Origin of the sequence: uncultured Cyclobacterium sp., assembly GCF_963977555.1 — a bacterium.
Taxonomy (GTDB): Bacteria; Bacteroidota; Bacteroidia; order Cytophagales; family Cyclobacteriaceae; genus Cyclobacterium.
The window spans coordinates 81,889-97,440 of record NZ_CAXBPD010000023.1 but is presented as its reverse complement, the minus strand read 5'-3'; the positions used below and the strand labels follow the sequence as shown (position 1 = coordinate 97,440).

The following is a 15,552-nucleotide window of genomic DNA, read 5'->3' as shown; positions in this document are numbered from 1 at the left end:
AAAGATACTCTGGATTTACTGAGATGGCTATTTGTTTACGACGTTTGTCTGAATGAAATTTATTTTTTGGTTTTCATTACCTTTGGCAAACATGCCTAGCCGGAAACCCATGCCCCATGGCACCAAATGGTTAGCATAAGCCACATGATCAAATGACTGCCAATTCTTCCCTTTCAATTTAAAGGAAAATCTTAGTAAATGACCTTCGGTCACTTCCATTTTCATCCCAATTTTACCTTCTAGTACAATTTGTTTTTGTGCCATAATAGATTCTGATTGATTTATCGTTTCAAAAATTGAAAAGCCATCCTTTGTAGCAGCAATGCCTATACCTGCTATAGGTGCCCCGAAACCGTTGTGGGCAGCACCTACTAATAAAATACCACCTTTAGCATCAGAGAGGTCCATATTGATGGTTGTTTCCATTTGATAGTTAGATGATTTGGTACTTTGTACCAGCAGACTGCCTAAGTTTTCGTTTTCGATAGAGGCTTTCAAAATCAAACCCTCCTTACCTGTTTCAAATTCAATGTCTTGTGTCACGCGCCATTGCCATAAAGGGTCTAGGCCTGCCTCAAAAATATCGCTGAAATCTATCATTTCCTTCTCTCGGCTATAGGTAGCCGCATTCCCAAAAATAGGCCATTGATCTTGCGTCCAGCTTAATTGTTCCAAAACCCCTTCCCTTCCAACATACACAGAGCCCGCAGTATTATAGGCATGGTAAAGCATGAAATAATCATTGTCCATTTTTACTACAGTTCCATGTCCGGCACATTTCCAGTCCTTATTATCAACCAATATTGGATTAGCACTGTATTTTTCCCAAGGTCCCAATAATTTTTTTGCTCTGGCTACTCCAGTTTGGTAATTGCATTCCCTGTCACAGCAGGCTCCTGCCGAATAAGTAGCATAGAAATACCCATTTTCTTTGAATACACTCACCCCTTCCACCAGGTTTTTTTCCCAAATTTGGTCATTCCTGAAAAGTTCTATCGGCTGGCCGAGTAATCGCGTTCGCTGCTCATTAACTTCCTGTGCCCAAATAGGAGTAGGCAAACCTTTACTGTTCCCATCTTCCTTCCATAATACATAGATTTTACCATCATCATCCCTTACCTCATAGGCATCTATAGAGCCATGCTCCTGGGCAACTAATGGACCGTGATCTTCAAATTTTCCTGTAGGAGAACTTGAACTTGCCACCGCCACACTTAATCGGTTACTCTGTTTGTCTCTGGCAGTATAATAGGCATAAATTTTCCCCTGCTCTTCGTCATAAGATAATTCGGGAGCCCAAAAATTGTTTTTAGCCCACATAGGTGCCCCTTCAGGAAATACATAGTTGACCAATTCCCATTCCAATAAATCTGAAGACTTGTAAATTGGGAACAATGGAGCCCATTCGTTAGAGGTGGCAGAAGCATAATACTCGTTTCCAATCTGAATAACAGTAGGGTCGGGGCGATCACCTGGAAGTACTGGATTAATTATGGCCTTGTGATGCCTATCTGAATCTATATCGTTTTTTTTATTTTTTGGATTTTGTTGACATCCTGTGATGATCAACAATGACAATATAGTGTAGCGGATGGTTTTCATTGGGTTCGTTGCTGTTTTCATCATTCTTTTTCTCCGGAAGGTACTGGTATGCGTTTATCTAAGGACACTGGGTTGCCGAAATCTGGGCTTCCATCCACACGCCATTTGAAAGGCTGTAACCGGATATCTCTATTCCATCCCGGGTCTGCTACCTTTTTAGAATGGTAAAGGATCCAATCTTCGGAGCTGTCAGGAGATTTTGCAAAACTGCAATGTCCTACCCCATGAACAGCATGATTTCCCAGAAAAACAGGGCCGTTTTTTATCCAATTTTCCGGAACCAAGGGATCTAAAGTTGAATCCTTCAATTTCAATTGACCCAATCGGTAATCTTTTAACCAGGATTCTCTGGTGGAATAAATAATAAAAGTAAGGTTTTTATTTTTCAATACCTGAGGCCCTTCATTAAGGTCCAACTCCCCTCCGGTTTCCCAGCTTTCTTCTGGGGAAGATATTTTAACGCGGTTGCTACTGATTGTTGTCGGATCACTCATTTTGGCGATGTAAAGGTGTTGGGGAGTGCGGTCAGTTTCACTGTCTATTTTCCAGCCTGACCAGATAGCATAAAGTGAACCTTCATGTTTAAATGGTGTTAAATCAATGGCCCATTTTACCGATCCTGGATCGGTTATATCATCCCCAGTGTACAACATACCCTTATCCTCATAAGGGCCAAAAGGATCCTTCCCCACTGATTTTAAAACCCCTGATTTTTGGTGTATAAAGGGGCCTCCGGACTTTTTCCCTGCAGCATAATAAATGTACCAGTGACTATTAATAAAATGTAATTCCGGTGCCCAAATATTGGCTGAATTCCATCCTTGATCCGGTGCGTCCCAGACTTTTTGAAATACACCGTGATCAGTAAGTTTTGAAGACTTTGAGATCGCTATGCTCCCTCCAGAAGAGGAACAGTAATAATAATGGTCCCCTTTTTGAAAAACCCAAGGATCAGCTCCATTGCGAATGGGGTTTTTGAAGGTGGCCTCCTGAGATAATCCCATACAACTAAAGACCATACACAAGCATATCGATAAAGTATGCTTCCATGATCTTGAAATAAATTCAGAATTTAACTTTACTCGGAGATGTATTTCCGAAAAATTCATATACAATTAGTTATTGTTTTTGCTTAGAAACAATCAATAAGGGAAAAGGCTTTTGTCCATATTGGGAACAATTCGGAGTGCATTTTTATAATAAACTTTCTTGAGCACTTCATCGGGTAGCCCTAAACCATACATGCGCCAATAGGCATGGTATTTCTTATAATATGGAAAGTATTCGTCCTCGGTTTCCAAAACCCTGAAATAGGTGTAAAACTCTTCTTGGTTGTACGCATCCTTCCCAAAGAGTATTCTGTCTTGGTAATCGATAAAAAACTTTCTGGCTGCTCTTGGTTGCCGACCAAACTCAGCAATAACAGCTGCTATCCCAAAGTTGACATTTGGATACTCATCCAAATGCTTGGCAGCCTTAGCCAAGTCATTGGCCATCCAACCCATGTGGGCATTAATAAAAGTGGTGTTTCTATGTTTTTTAAATATGGCGTGCTGTTCTGCAATGATCTGATCGAAAGGCGCTGGATTGTCAGCAGCTCTTTTTCTGTTGGGGCGTAATTTTAGTTCTAGCCAGCGTTCGTTGTTGCCATCCATTGGATCCCAGAAGGAGGCTGGATCTGCAGCATGAATCAACACTGGAATACCTAGTTCTCCACATTTTGCCCATATGGCATCCAGGTCGGGATGATTGATAGGTACTCTTTCGCCATTGACGTCTTGGACATTTAAACCCAGGCTTTTGAAAATCTTCAAACCATTTGCCCCATTTCTTACATCTGTTTCTAATTCAGCCACGGCCTTTTCTCTCCATTCTTTATTTCCAAACCCGTTGAATGATAAGTTGGTGAAAACAATAAACCTACCTGGCGCCTGTTCATTAAACTTACGGATCATAGCGCTAAGGTACTCCTGTGCCTCACTGTCAGCTCTATTTCTTGAAGAACCCTTTCCACTTAGGTTTACCATGGTCGCCATATTCATTTCATCCATTTCCTTAATCAACCTTGAAATCAGCACATCGTTGACATTGGATTGGTGACTGTGGATATCAACAAATGGGTATTTGGCTCTTGTGACAAGGTTTTCAGGTACCACTAAAGTAGATTGTGGGTTGTAAGATTCAAAATCCATTTCCTGTGAAAGCAAGGCGTTGTTGACAGCGCTTACCAAAAGTAGGATAAGGAAAAGTGGAAAAATGTGTTTGTAATAATATTTCATAGGCTTTGGATAGTATCAATTAGAACAGTTAATTTAAAACTTAATTCACAATCTTCAAGCTGCTAGTCAGTACTTTTGTGAAGTAATTGTTGCCCCCATGGCGCTTTAACTTTTTGATTTTGAATAGTTAGGAAGGTATTCTATCATTAGCTGTTGAGAAGCACATTATGAATGTACTGGAAAAAGCGTTGCTTAGGTGCATTTATGTTAGGATTAAGATTGGTTGAGGGTAATTTAAACTTGACCACAGATTATTAAAACTTTTTTGTAGCATTTAGTATTATTTACTCGTAAGGGTCAAAAGTTTGAACCAATTTTCCATTTAAATTTATGAAAAAGTTATTTTACCCCTTTATTTTTAGTTTATTAATTTTATTCTCATGTAATGAAACCGATAACCCGGATACAATTTGCGGAGTAACTGACCCTTTGAATGATTTACCTTGGTTGAAAACTTTACAGCAAGGCTTGGCTTCTGAAGAAATGTCTGAATATAATTATATCGGTCAAGCTTCTTACGAAGGAGAAACTGTATTCTATTTGGCTAGCTGCTGCCCCAATTGTAACTGGCAACTTGTTAGTTATGACTGTTCAGGGGATACGATTGAAGGGGATTATGCCCTTGAAGACCTTGAAGGCAAGAAAGTCATTTGGAAGTCCGAAGATTCTGAATGTGTATTTGACTGAGTTTTGTCATTGATGGGTATAAAAAATAAGCAGGTTCACCTTGGTGTTCCTGCTTTTAAATGTTTGTAATTATACTGGTATTAATAAAGATCGACATAGGGTTAATTCAAGAAATTTACTAGGGAATATTTCCAATATTTTCTCTGATTTGTTGATATTCGGCTTTCAGTTTATCCAATTTAGATTTTTGCTCTAAATATTCTGTATTTAGAATAAGTCCTTTTTTGAGGTTACTCAATAATATGGCATTTACACTGTCAGCATTTTTTACGGTGTTGCAGGTTCTGCAGGATGAAACCAGATTGGATTTCCAGTCATAGCCCCCATTGGCTTTGGAATGGATATGATTGAGGTAAAAATCAGGTGCTTTAAGTTCGCAAAGACAATAAAAGCACTTATTGTTGTCCCTTTTTAAAATCTCATTTCTTTTGTTGCTATCACTAAGGATATCGTCATCCGAATCTCCATAAATACTTTCTTCAATGCGGTCTTCTATTTTTATAAGCTTTTTTATGGCTTTTATTTCTGAGGGCAATTTGACAATGTACTCATTGATTTTTCCTGGGCGGTGTAATTTTTCTACGATGCCGAATTTGACCAAGTCATTGATTCCCCTTTTCACCACATCCTTTGACATAGGGTTCCCAAAGTTGGAGAGCATATTTTGGCCCAAAGCGGATATTTTAAGCTTAATTTTTCTATCACCAATTGAATAATAGGCCCTTTTAAAGAAAAGCATGTAGAGGGCAAAGGAACGTACTTTCAGAAATCTTGGTAAGTACTTCGTTGCATAATCAAATTCGGTAAGAAAATCGTGAACTGAAATGGATTCGTATTCCGGTTCTTCAGTTTGGGAAATTATTTCTTCAGCTTTGTTTAAAATGTATTTCTTCATGTTTCAATCATTGCTAATAATTTGTTTCGACCTACTGTTTGACCTATTTGTTGTATTTTTAAGCCCTAATTATTTCTTAAAAACGAAATAAACGGCCATTATTCCAAATTATTTCTTGGTAATAATTTTCTTTGGGCTTACAAATCTTGTATTGCCAAGGCAAAGGTGCTAAAGCACTTACCTGCTTGTTACATTACCCGTAAGTCAATCTTTTAAGAAGACAGATTCAAGTGGTTTGGGAATTCGCTAAAGTCTGTGTTGGCTTATTGGACGGTTTGTAATATTTACCCTATTTTTGATGCAAATTTCAATAGGACATGATAAAAATATATACCGATGGTGCCAGCAAGGGCAATCCAGGAAATGGAGGCTATGGTGTGATTTTGCTCTATAAGAACCTAAGAAAAGAGCTTTCCGAAGGGTTTCGCCTCACCACCAATAACCGGATGGAATTGTTGGCGGTGATTCGGGGTTTGGAAGCTTTGAAAGTAGAAGGCTTGCCAATTACCATCTATTCGGATAGTAAATATGTGGTGGATTCCGTTCAAAAAGGCTGGATATGGGCTTGGCAAAAAAAGGGCTTTAAGGACAAAAAAAATGTTGACCTTTGGAAAAGGTACATTCCCCTACATACTAAATTTAAGCCTCAATTTCAATGGGTAAAAGGTCATGCTGGGAACCCCTTAAATGAAAGATGCGATGAATTGGCAGTAACAGCGGCTTTGGGACATAATTTACCTCCTGATCAGGGCTATGAAGCAGAGCAAAAGGCATAATGAAACGGACGGCAAACACCTTTTTTCAATTCAAGCAGTTTAGAATAGAACAGGAGCGATGTGCAATGAAAGTGAGTACCGATGCGGTCGTTCTTGGTTCGCTAGCCGCTTTAAAGTCTATTCCTGAAGCCATTCTCGATATTGGAACAGGTACGGGTGTTCTTGCTTTGATGATGGCTCAAAAGTACCCGCAGGCTACAATTGATGCTGTGGAAATAGACCAAGATGCTTTTGAGCAGGCGACTAAAAATATAGCTTCCAATAAGCTGGGGCTTAATGTAAATGTGAAGCACCAAAAATTTCAGCATTTTGCAATAGCTGAAACCCAGCAATACGACCTGATCATTACTAATCCTCCTTATTACAGTGGTCAGCTGCAAAGCAGCAAACAAAATATCAACCTGGCCAGGCATGAGCAGGGACTTAACTTCACCGATTTGTGGGCAGGTATAGATCGTTTATTGAGGGATAAGGGCGTATTATGGCTAATTCTACCAGCCTATGAGATGGAGGCTTTTATTGGATTGGGTATTGAAAAAGGTTTTTATGTAGACAGTAAAACCTTGCTACAGGACAGGGAAACCAGCAAAGTACACCGAGTGATAGCTTCTTTAACCAGGAGGCCAGTGCAAACTGAAGTAAGAACATTGGTGATAAAAGACGCCACCAATGTCTATACCCCAGAATACATTGATCTGCTCAAAGAATATATGCTGCATTTTTAGGGAAGTATTGCCATCAAAATCACCTTTTTTTGAGCTGGGTAATCACTTCTATGGCTTTTTCCATCAGTTCGTCCCTACCTGCTTTGATGCCTTCAATGGTTGGTTTTACTTCAATGTCAGGAACAATTCCAATACGTTGTGTTTCTTCTCCATTTGGATAATAAACTCCAATACCAGAAATCATTGTCCTTAGCCCACCGGGCAAAAATAGGGTAGAAACATTTCCATCCGCTCCTGCTGTGGTACTTCCAATAAGCGTCGTGTTGTCTCCAGCCCTGAAAGCCATGGCGGTATATTCCGCCTGGCTCTGCGAAAACTCATTAATCAGCACAACCAATTTGCCTTTGTATGATGTACCCCTACTAGGGATTTCCAAATCCTTTGTAAATGAAAACTCACCGGGGTTATCAACATTGCCAACGCTGAATTTTACAAAAGGGGTTGAAGAAGTAACAAAATAGGAGCCTAGAACAAAAGGCACGAAAGTGGATGGGTAATTACGAATGTCAATGATTATCCCTTTGGTGTTCTTAAACTCTTTCTTAATATTTTCTATGTCTTCTTGTTTTATACTAGCCAGGGTAACATAGCCAATATTGTCATCTAATAAACGGTAAGAGATATCCTTGTTTTTTCTAAACCAGGTGAAATAATCAAGACTATCTTTTGGGTATAGTTTAAGGGTTTTCATTTGTGCTATAGCACTTTCCGAAATAAAATCAATATTTACTTCATCCTCATTTGATCGTAAAATATCGATTGAAATATTTCTTAATTTTGCAGCGGAGTTGGAAGCAGGATAATATTTCCATTTTTCATTTACGATTTCTTCCACAGGTTTTCCATTTATTTTGGTAATAACATCACCAATTTTTAAACCAATAGTTTCTTTATATTCTTCATTATAAAAAGCTGCGACTACTAATTTGTTTTCTATAAATCTAAGGTTTACAGGAGGAAAGTTGGATCCTTTCCACGCTTCTATTTTATCTCCTCCTCCCCATAAGTTTGCATGGGTATCTTGAATATCTCCTATGAGTTGAAGTACAGCCATTTCGTATTCCAATTCATTTTTGGCTTGTAAGAATCGGGGGATATATTCTTTGAGCTTTATATTCCAATCCGTATCCATCAAGTGTTTATAGGGAAAAAAATAATTGATCATGTTCCAATACCTGAAAATAGACAAAAGTCTAAACCCAGCGTCAGGATAGGACATGTTTGCATACGGGTTTTCATTAATAAAATCCGGGTTATGTATGTTAGCTGACAATGCTATATAATAATGTTTTCCCTGTGAGCGGTTATGGTAAACAGAGAGTAGCTTGTCTTTTAGCACCGGATCTTCCTTATGAATCCAGTTTAGGTCTGGTTTAAGTAACGCATTTTCATCAGTTGGTTCACATTCAGCACAATTTTCTAGTGGATTAAGCGAATCAATCCATTCGATAATGAGTTTGTTTCTGTCTGCCTTACTTTTAGCTTCGGTATAAAGTGGTAAGAATCTAAACAGTTCATAATCCCAATTGTAATTTCCTCTGGCAATTTCAGGATGGTGGTATTTAAGAAAGCCCCAAACCCTACCTAGCAGTTCAAGGTCATCGGTTTTTTCGGCCGTCAATATAGATAAATCCAGTAAGGAGCCTTTGTCAAAGGCGGTATCCAGTTGTCCCTTTGCCACTTCTTTTTTCACTTCCTTTAAAGTTTCAATATTTTCTCCATCGATGGTTAAAGCAAAATCATCGAACCAAGCTTCACCTTTTCCTGAAAGAATACCTGCTACATATATGGTTTCTGATTTTTGAGGGTAATCAAGGCTTATGCTGTATTTCTGCCAATCTTTTGTACCCTTTATTTTCTGGTCATCCATATTGGCAAATGCTAAAACGCCTTCTTTGCCATCGATTCGTAGTAAGAGCCCAGCAAATCCATTGGTGACATTTTTGATTTTCATGTACCCTTCAAGCCTCAATGTTTTGCCGGAATATTTTGCAGGAATAGGGTAGGCGATACATCCAAATTTTCCATTGTCAGTAGCGGTAATTTTTCCTGCATTTATCCCTGAATTAGCAAGGCTGTCTATGGTAGAGGCATAATCCCCCCATTTAAACCAGCCGTCTGAAAGGCTGGATTTATCTTTCTGCTTTTCAAAGTCAAAATTAAATTTGTGATCATTTTGGGCTTGACAATAGAATGCCGCCAATAAAAAAAGAAATACAATAAAGTTTTTCATAGCTCATTTTTTTGAACCTATCCAATTATGTATTGGTACCAAAAGCACAATACCAGAGGCCTAGATGTATTGTAAGTGTTTAAATACTAAACATCTAAAATACAACTATTTATATAATTCAAATTATGCCGATTTAAACTTTATTGTTTTTTAACAAAAGTTATAGCTGAAAATGGGGAGGTCTATTTCCCATTTAAACCTTTAAAATTTTAAAAAATGTTCTACGTTGATGTTGACTATGGAGATTTTGAGGCCTTATGTGTGGACCTTTGATAATTGATAAGTACAACATGATAGTGTCAAACTTGTGTTAATAAGTTTTTATCTACTCTGTTTTCTATTGGGCCATTTTTATAACCATCGCCATTCCCTTGTGTTTCCCCAATTTGAAATTCATCACATCCTTAGCTGTTAGGTCCCTTGTCTCTAAAGCTACCCTGCTGTGGGTTTTTACCTCCTCATCGTCCGTGAAAATTGTAGCCGTGTATTTCTTGTTTGGGTCTAAGAAGTCAAATGAAATTTCACTTTCTCTTTCCTGCATCCCATTAAGTGCCCCTACAAACCAGGTGTCTCTACTTTTTCTAGCCACAACCGCATGTTCTCCTGGGTAGCCTGATAGCACCTTGGTGTCATCCCAAACGGTAGGCATTTGGTCGAAAAATGTCAATTCAGGCACTTCCAAGATGAAATTGGTACTGTTTCCCGCCCCTTTATGTGCTCCTGGAGCGTTTTCCGGACGGTCGTACCAATAAAGAAACTGCCATGGGCTATAGATACAAACGGCCTTGGCCAACTGGGAAGCATGAGAGCCCATTTTATTGTCCACTCGCTCTGCAAAATAGCAATTGGTATGGTCTCCGGCACCTGCTAGCATGCGGGTAAACAAGGTTTTTAAAACCATGGTATTGTCAGGAGATTCCTCATCACCACGAATACCCTCCTGCGTCATAAGGTTTGGATAGGTTCGAGAATAACCCGTTGGGCGGTACTCATCATGAATGTCTACCATTAGCTCATGATCAGCAGCCTTCCTTACAGCCTCATGCAACCAACTTGTCCATTCCTGTGAACCTACATTGACAAATCCATATTTAAGACCTTTTACCCCCCAGGATTTTAATAACGGCAATACCTCATCAAGTTGTTTTTCTAAAGCTCTTCTGTTGACATACAGAATCACCCCTATACCTTTGCTTTCTGCGTATTTGATTACCCGAAGAAGATCAAGCGGACCTTTTGAGCGTTTTGGATCCACCGTAATGGTGGTGGCATCTGAAGAATCATCGTATTCATTTCCATACCATCCGGCATCAAACTCAATGTATTGCAAGTTGTGTTTGACAGCAAAATCCACACAGGCCATTCCTCCATCTGTGGTGAGTGTTACTTCACGAATTACCTTTCCGGGTTTTATCCAATCCGAGTTTTTTATGGCATTTGGAGCATTGAGGCTCAAGATTAGGTAATTGTTTTCAAGTATTTCGCCTGCGGAATTCCCAGCCATGATTGTTCTCCAGGGGCTGGAAAAGGCATCGTTGAAAATGACCTCACTTTCTAGGTCCGCAACAAGGGTAGAAGTTTTACCTTCAGCCAGTGAAAATTTCATTCTCGAAAAATCAACTAAAGCAGCTTCTCCAAGTGCTACAAATAAGGAATCGCTCAGCTCTGCCAATAGTGGGCGTTCAACAATCTTGTTGCTTATTTCAGCTAATTTTATCTTATTAATTGCCCCCTGAGCTTGTTCTGACACCCATACTTCAGCCTTGGCAGGTAGGGTGAATTCGGTAAGTTCTGCATCAAGAGTAACCTTTCCTACATTTTCAAAAGCATACTGAAACGCAAGTCCCTCGTTGTATGCCCTTATGTTTAGTTGGAAGAGAGGCGTTTTTTGATCCTTTGAACTAAAGGAAACAACAGCCTGATGGTATTGGTCTGGATAAAGATTTCTTTCGCCATATATAGGTTTCCAATCTGATGCTACCTCACTTTCCTCCGCCTGCTTAATTTCAAGGTTTTGACCGATTATTGTGGAGTCAGACAGCTTAAATCCCAATAAAGATTTTTCAACAATCTCATTGTCATCAAAAAAAGCGCGGTAAAAAAGCTGTGAATCTTCAACCAGCAATTCAAATCTGAATTTTTCATTAGGGCTTGTTACCTGAACTTCTTTAGGACTAGAACATGAATTTAAAAGAAGAACGAAAGCAAAAATTTCAAGAAATCTAAAAATGTTTTTCATTTAATGAGGAAGGTTTTTGGATAGGAATAGCTACTAGGTAATAGGAGAAAAATTTCGATGTTAACTTTTTAATTGTCCATCAATCATTCTCCTTTTACATATTTCTGCCAATTGTGTTCTTCTTTGAACCCTAGCACTTCACGTATTTTTCGGTTTGAAAACAAAGCTTCATGTTCGCCTAATTCACGGGTAACAGGCACCCCAGGGAAAAATTTTTCTGCCAAAGCTTTGCTAGGAATAATCGCACCATTATGGTCGTTTCCAGCATTAAATACCTGGTAACCAAGTCCATCTTTTTGCAAGCACAGGTCCACAATCTGGCCGAGGTCACGAGCATCGATATAGCAGAAGGCATTTCTTCGGCGCACTTCAGGATTTTTGAAATAATGGGGGAACAATTCCGCATATTCGTGCGGCTCAATCACATTGCCAATGCGCAAGGCATAAATATCAAAGCCAGTACGTCGTTGAAAACTGCGGGCCGTTTTTTCATTCACCACCTTTGATAAACCATAACTATCCATGGGATTCACATCATAATCTTCCTCCAAAGGCAAGGAATTGGGATCAGTAGACCCATCTGAAAAACAGATGCCGTAAGTGGTTTCTGAAGAGGCAATGATTATCTTCTTTATGCCAAGCTTAACAGCCGCTTCTATCACATTGTAAGTACCCATGGTATTGACACGAAATGTTTCATTGTCAGGGTTGATCAAGATTCTAGGGACGGCAGCAAAATGCACTACTGCATCGAATTTCGGCACTCCATTTCCAGGCTCCAGCTCGTCTAGGGCTGCATACGAACTCATGGCATTGAACATTTGACCGGAATCGGTGATATCAGCGATCAGGTTATCTACCCCAGGGTAATCCAAAGGTTTTAGGTCTACGTTCATCACCCTATGTCCTTGGGAGAGCAGATAAGGGACCACGTGTTTTCCTGCTTTTCCAGATCCACCAGTAAAAAAGATTCGCTTTTTAGTCATTTCGGAATTGTTAATAATGATATAATTTTTTTATGGCCAAATATAGTTACGGGATAAGTTTCCTGTCTCAATTCTATCCACGCAGTAATGGGGGTCATCTACTCAACGAATAATAAAATTACCTTATCATCTGCTGAACCACAGGTTTATTTTGGAGTGATCCTTAAAATTTTGTCTGGTTGGTTGAGTACCACATAAAATGCTCCATCAGGCCCGAATTTAAGGTCTCTAACCCGGCCATAACCTTTAAGAATCATTTCCTGTTGCACCACCTTGTGGTCGTTGGTCGTTAATCTTCTTACTTCCTCAAAGGCAAGTGCTCCTATGAACAAATTGTTTTTCCATTGGGGAAAGAGCGGACTGTCTGAGAATTCAGCTGGTGAAACGGCAATGGATGGATTCCAATAAATAATGGGTTGTAACATCCCTTCCTGATTTGTTTGGGTGGATACAACACTCCCATCATAGTCTATTCCATAGGTAATATCAGGCCAGCCATAATTGCCAGCTTTCTTTAAAATATTTAATTCATCACCTCCCATAGGGCCATGTTCTGTAAACCAAATTTCACCAGTATCGGGATGTTGAGCGATTCCTTGTACATTTCTGTTGCCTATCGTAAACAATTGAGGCAACGCACCGGGTTTATTAATAAATGGGTTGTCAGTGGGAATACTTCCATCAGGATTGATACGGTAAATCTTTGCTACTGGCTTACTCAGATCCTGAGCGTCTTCGGCATATCCCATATCACCAATCGAAAAATACAGGTACCCAGCTTTGTCAAATAAAAACCTGCATCCCCATCGATTTCCTTTGGTCACCAGAAGGTCATTCGGTACTTCAAACAGGGTTTGTTCGGCTATCCATTGGTTTTGATTAATTTTTCCTCTAACAATTTTGGTCATGGCAGGAGCAGCGTCATCTGTAATACGCTCTGGGGCATAACTAAAAGCCAGGTAGATCCATCTATTTTTTTGATATTCAGGATCAATGGCAATGTCCATGTATCCACCAGTTCGAAACTCTTGGGATTGGGGGACTCCTTTAACCGGGTCTGCAAATGGAGTTCCTTCCACTATCCAGCGAAGCATTCCACGCCTTTCAGATACCAGAGCACTGTCCTTAGAGACAAACTCAAGGGCCCAAGGAGTTTTGATTGCATCCACTACCCATTCCTCAATTTTTAAATCATATTTTTCAGTTTTAATTTGCTTAGGAATGGAACGGTCTATATTGGGTTGAATTTTCTGGGCCTCAGAAATAAAATCCACCAGTGATTTGACCTGATCTTTATTCAAAACCTGATTCCAGGCAATCATTTCTGTTTCAGGTATCCCAAAAGTGATATTCCTGGTCATCAAGCTTGCGCTTCTACCGTATTTCCACTCTGTTTTGATAAGGGAACTGGCTGAATTGCCCTCCAGGTTAGCTCCATGGCATCCTGCACAATAGGTACTGTATAATTTGCCTCCCTCTTGTGCAGAGGCCACTATGGTTAAGGCTGAGAATTGGAGCAACAATAGCCCAAGTATTTTGAAAATTTTCTTCGTCATATTGTAACCTATAAGCAGCATTAAGAATAATGAAATATACTATTTTTGGAAATTGCATCCAATTTTAGTGCGCCTGTACTGTTTATAGTTTCCATTTTGAGATTAATAACGACGTGATTTAGCATTCTGCAATATTTACTGGGATTTTAGCCAGGCCTCCTTCAGATGTTTCTTTGTATTTTGATTTCATATCCAAGGCAGTTTCCCACATTACCTGGATAACGTTGTCTAAGCTTAGGCGGGCTGCCGAAGAGTCGCTTTCCAATGCCATATTTGAAGCCGTAATGGCTTTTATGGCGCCCATGCTATTTCGTTCAATACAAGGAATTTGTACCAATCCACCAATCGGGTCACAAGTCATGCCCAAGTGGTGTTCCATGGCGATTTCCGCTGCCTGACAAACCTGTTCTTTGCTTCCACCAAGTGCTTCAGTAAGCGCTCCTGCTGCCATGGAACTTGAAACCCCAATTTCAGCTTGACACCCACCCATGGCCGCAGAAATAGTAGCTCCTTTTTTATAGAGTGTACCAATCTCTCCAGCAGTGAGTATAAACTTTACGATTTCATCCTCATCAAAATTTGGGGTAAAACAGTAAGCATACATTAGTACTGCTGGGATTACGCCAGAAGCGCCATTGGTGGGCGCAGTAATGATCCTACCAAAAGAGGCGTTTTCTTCATTCACTGCCAAAGCAAAAACACTTACCCATTTGTTTACTGTGTTAAAATCTTTCGGGCCTTTTTTAATGGCCTTGATCCAATCGACGATATTATTAAATTTTTGGCCCTGCAAAAACTTTTTGTTCAAATCATAAGCCCTTCTCCTTACCTTAAGTCCTCCGGGCAATAGCCCTGATATGTTGACACCTCTAAAAACACATTTTTTTATTTCGTTCCAAATGTAAAGGGCCTGTTTTCGGGTTTCAGCTTCACTTCTCCAGGCTGTTTCATTAAGCATTACCAGCTCAGAAATGGTCAGGTTAAGTTTGTTACAGTTATTTAAAAGATCTTTTTGAGAATGGCAGGGAAATTCGGTTTTGATCGGGTGCTGTGCCACCTTGTCTGAATCCTGAGTGACAACAAAGCCTCCGCCAACAGAAAAATATTCCCTAGAAATTTTAGTTCCATCGCTTAGCGAAGCATCAAATCGCATCCCATTTGGATGATAATCCAGGTTTTTTTTGAATTCAAAAAGGATGTGTTGTTTGTAATTAAAAGGAATGGAGTGGTTTTCTGAAATATTGATGCAAGCGTTTTGATTTATTTTGTCAATTTTCTCCTCTATTTTATCCGTATCGATGGTAATAAAATCCTCATTAGAAAGTCCAAGCATTATTGCTTTGTCTGTGCCGTGTCCCAATCCTGTTTTGGCTAGGGACCCAAACAATGAAGTGGTGATCTCGGTGACTTCATTGAGTTTTTTGATTTTATTCAGGTGATTTAAAAAAGACAGGGCAGCCCTCCAGGGTCCCATGGTATGTGAACTGGAAGGTCCAATGCCAACTTTTATAATTTCAAAAATGCTTATTGATTCCATATCGATTTTTGGCCTTACCAATTACAATTAATAATGT

The 15,552-nt window shown here is 39.5% G+C and carries 12 protein-coding genes; 3 read left to right on the top strand and 9 right to left on the bottom strand.

The annotated features are described in order from the left end of the window. Nucleotides 1-27 precede the first annotated feature (27 nt). The 3 genes from AAC073_RS21970 to AAC073_RS21960 form a co-directional block, all read right to left on the bottom strand. On the bottom strand, nt 28-1,626 hold the full coding sequence (locus tag AAC073_RS21970; protein WP_339925972.1) for a glycoside hydrolase family 43 protein: 1,599 nt from the start codon (nt 1,624-1,626) through the stop codon (nt 28-30). Then, nucleotides 1,623-2,606: a glycoside hydrolase family 43 protein gene (locus AAC073_RS21965; RefSeq protein ID WP_339925971.1), complete on the bottom strand. Its 984-nt coding sequence runs from the start codon at nt 2,604-2,606 to the stop codon at nt 1,623-1,625. Before AAC073_RS21965 ends, AAC073_RS21970 begins: the two co-directional genes overlap by 4 nt. 138 nt (nt 2,607-2,744) lie before the next feature. Beyond that, nucleotides 2,745-3,881 carry an amidohydrolase family protein gene (locus tag AAC073_RS21960; RefSeq protein ID WP_339925970.1) on the bottom strand — a complete coding sequence of 379 codons (1,137 nt, stop codon included), beginning with the start codon at nt 3,879-3,881 and terminating at the stop codon, nt 2,745-2,747. A 330-nt stretch (nt 3,882-4,211) separates the two neighbouring features. Here AAC073_RS21960 and AAC073_RS21955 point away from each other — a divergent pair, with 330 nt between their 5' ends. After that, on the top strand, nt 4,212-4,568 hold the full coding sequence (locus tag AAC073_RS21955) for a hypothetical protein (RefSeq protein WP_339925969.1): 357 nt from the start codon (nt 4,212-4,214) through the stop codon (nt 4,566-4,568). A gap of 118 nt (nt 4,569-4,686) precedes the next feature. On the opposite strand, the gene AAC073_RS21950 is transcribed toward AAC073_RS21955, so the two are convergent. Beyond that, nucleotides 4,687-5,463: an HNH endonuclease gene (locus AAC073_RS21950; RefSeq protein WP_339925968.1), complete on the bottom strand. Its 777-nt coding sequence runs from the start codon at nt 5,461-5,463 to the stop codon at nt 4,687-4,689. A gap of 317 nt (nt 5,464-5,780) precedes the next feature. Here AAC073_RS21950 and rnhA point away from each other — a divergent pair, with 317 nt between their 5' ends. Both rnhA and AAC073_RS21940 read left to right on the top strand, forming a co-directional pair. Beyond that, entirely contained in the window at nt 5,781-6,239 is a 459-nt protein-coding gene (rnhA, locus tag AAC073_RS21945; RefSeq protein WP_339925967.1) for a ribonuclease HI, read from the top strand. Then, a complete protein-coding gene (locus AAC073_RS21940) occupies nt 6,239-6,964 on the top strand; it encodes a methyltransferase (protein WP_339925966.1) in 726 nt (241 codons plus the stop codon). The genes rnhA and AAC073_RS21940 overlap by 1 nt, the downstream gene beginning before the upstream one ends. A gap of 19 nt (nt 6,965-6,983) precedes the next feature. On the opposite strand, the gene AAC073_RS21935 is transcribed toward AAC073_RS21940, so the two are convergent. The 5 genes from AAC073_RS21935 to AAC073_RS21915 all read right to left on the bottom strand — a co-directional run bounded on the left by AAC073_RS21935 (nt 6,984) and on the right by AAC073_RS21915 (nt 15,515). Continuing rightward, the gene (locus AAC073_RS21935; RefSeq protein ID WP_339925965.1) at nt 6,984-9,197 is read right to left on the bottom strand and encodes a S41 family peptidase; all 2,214 of its coding nucleotides are present in this window, start codon (nt 9,195-9,197) and stop codon (nt 6,984-6,986) included. A gap of 337 nt (nt 9,198-9,534) precedes the next feature. Continuing rightward, nucleotides 9,535-11,436 carry a glycoside hydrolase family 97 N-terminal domain-containing protein gene (locus AAC073_RS21930; RefSeq protein WP_339925964.1) on the bottom strand — a complete coding sequence of 634 codons (1,902 nt, stop codon included), beginning with the start codon at nt 11,434-11,436 and terminating at the stop codon, nt 9,535-9,537. An 83-nt stretch (nt 11,437-11,519) separates the two neighbouring features. Then, the gene (locus AAC073_RS21925; RefSeq protein ID WP_339925963.1) at nt 11,520-12,422 is read right to left on the bottom strand and encodes an NAD(P)-dependent oxidoreductase; all 903 of its coding nucleotides are present in this window, start codon (nt 12,420-12,422) and stop codon (nt 11,520-11,522) included. Nucleotides 12,423-12,568: 146 nt separating this feature from the next. Next, nucleotides 12,569-13,978 (bottom strand): PQQ-dependent sugar dehydrogenase, encoded by a 1,410-nt coding sequence (locus tag AAC073_RS21920; RefSeq protein ID WP_339925962.1) that lies wholly within the window; start codon nt 13,976-13,978, stop codon nt 12,569-12,571. A 118-nt stretch (nt 13,979-14,096) separates the two neighbouring features. Further along, nucleotides 14,097-15,515: an L-serine ammonia-lyase gene (locus AAC073_RS21915; protein ID WP_339925961.1), complete on the bottom strand. Its 1,419-nt coding sequence runs from the start codon at nt 15,513-15,515 to the stop codon at nt 14,097-14,099. Between the last annotated feature and the right edge of the window lie 37 nt (nt 15,516-15,552).

What these genes read in the sequence shown, in the direction of transcription:
- AAC073_RS21970 (WP_339925972.1), bottom strand. Translation starts at nt 1,626, where the DNA reads ATGATGAAAACAGCAACGAACCCAATGAAAACCATCCGCTACACTATA.
- AAC073_RS21965 (WP_339925971.1), bottom strand. Translation starts at nt 2,606, where the DNA reads ATGGGATTATCTCAGGAGGCCACCTTCAAAAACCCCATTCGCAATGGA.
- AAC073_RS21960 (WP_339925970.1), bottom strand. Translation starts at nt 3,881, where the DNA reads ATGAAATATTATTACAAACACATTTTTCCACTTTTCCTTATCCTACTT.
- AAC073_RS21955 (WP_339925969.1), top strand. Translation starts at nt 4,212, where the DNA reads ATGAAAAAGTTATTTTACCCCTTTATTTTTAGTTTATTAATTTTATTC.
- AAC073_RS21950 (WP_339925968.1), bottom strand. Translation starts at nt 5,463, where the DNA reads ATGAAGAAATACATTTTAAACAAAGCTGAAGAAATAATTTCCCAAACT.
- rnhA (WP_339925967.1), top strand. Translation starts at nt 5,781, where the DNA reads ATGATAAAAATATATACCGATGGTGCCAGCAAGGGCAATCCAGGAAAT.
- AAC073_RS21940 (WP_339925966.1), top strand. Translation starts at nt 6,239, where the DNA reads ATGAAACGGACGGCAAACACCTTTTTTCAATTCAAGCAGTTTAGAATA.
- AAC073_RS21935 (WP_339925965.1), bottom strand. Translation starts at nt 9,197, where the DNA reads ATGAAAAACTTTATTGTATTTCTTTTTTTATTGGCGGCATTCTATTGT.
- AAC073_RS21930 (WP_339925964.1), bottom strand. Translation starts at nt 11,436, where the DNA reads ATGAAAAACATTTTTAGATTTCTTGAAATTTTTGCTTTCGTTCTTCTT.
- AAC073_RS21925 (WP_339925963.1), bottom strand. Translation starts at nt 12,422, where the DNA reads ATGACTAAAAAGCGAATCTTTTTTACTGGTGGATCTGGAAAAGCAGGA.
- AAC073_RS21920 (WP_339925962.1), bottom strand. Translation starts at nt 13,978, where the DNA reads ATGACGAAGAAAATTTTCAAAATACTTGGGCTATTGTTGCTCCAATTC.
- AAC073_RS21915 (WP_339925961.1), bottom strand. Translation starts at nt 15,515, where the DNA reads ATGGAATCAATAAGCATTTTTGAAATTATAAAAGTTGGCATTGGACCT.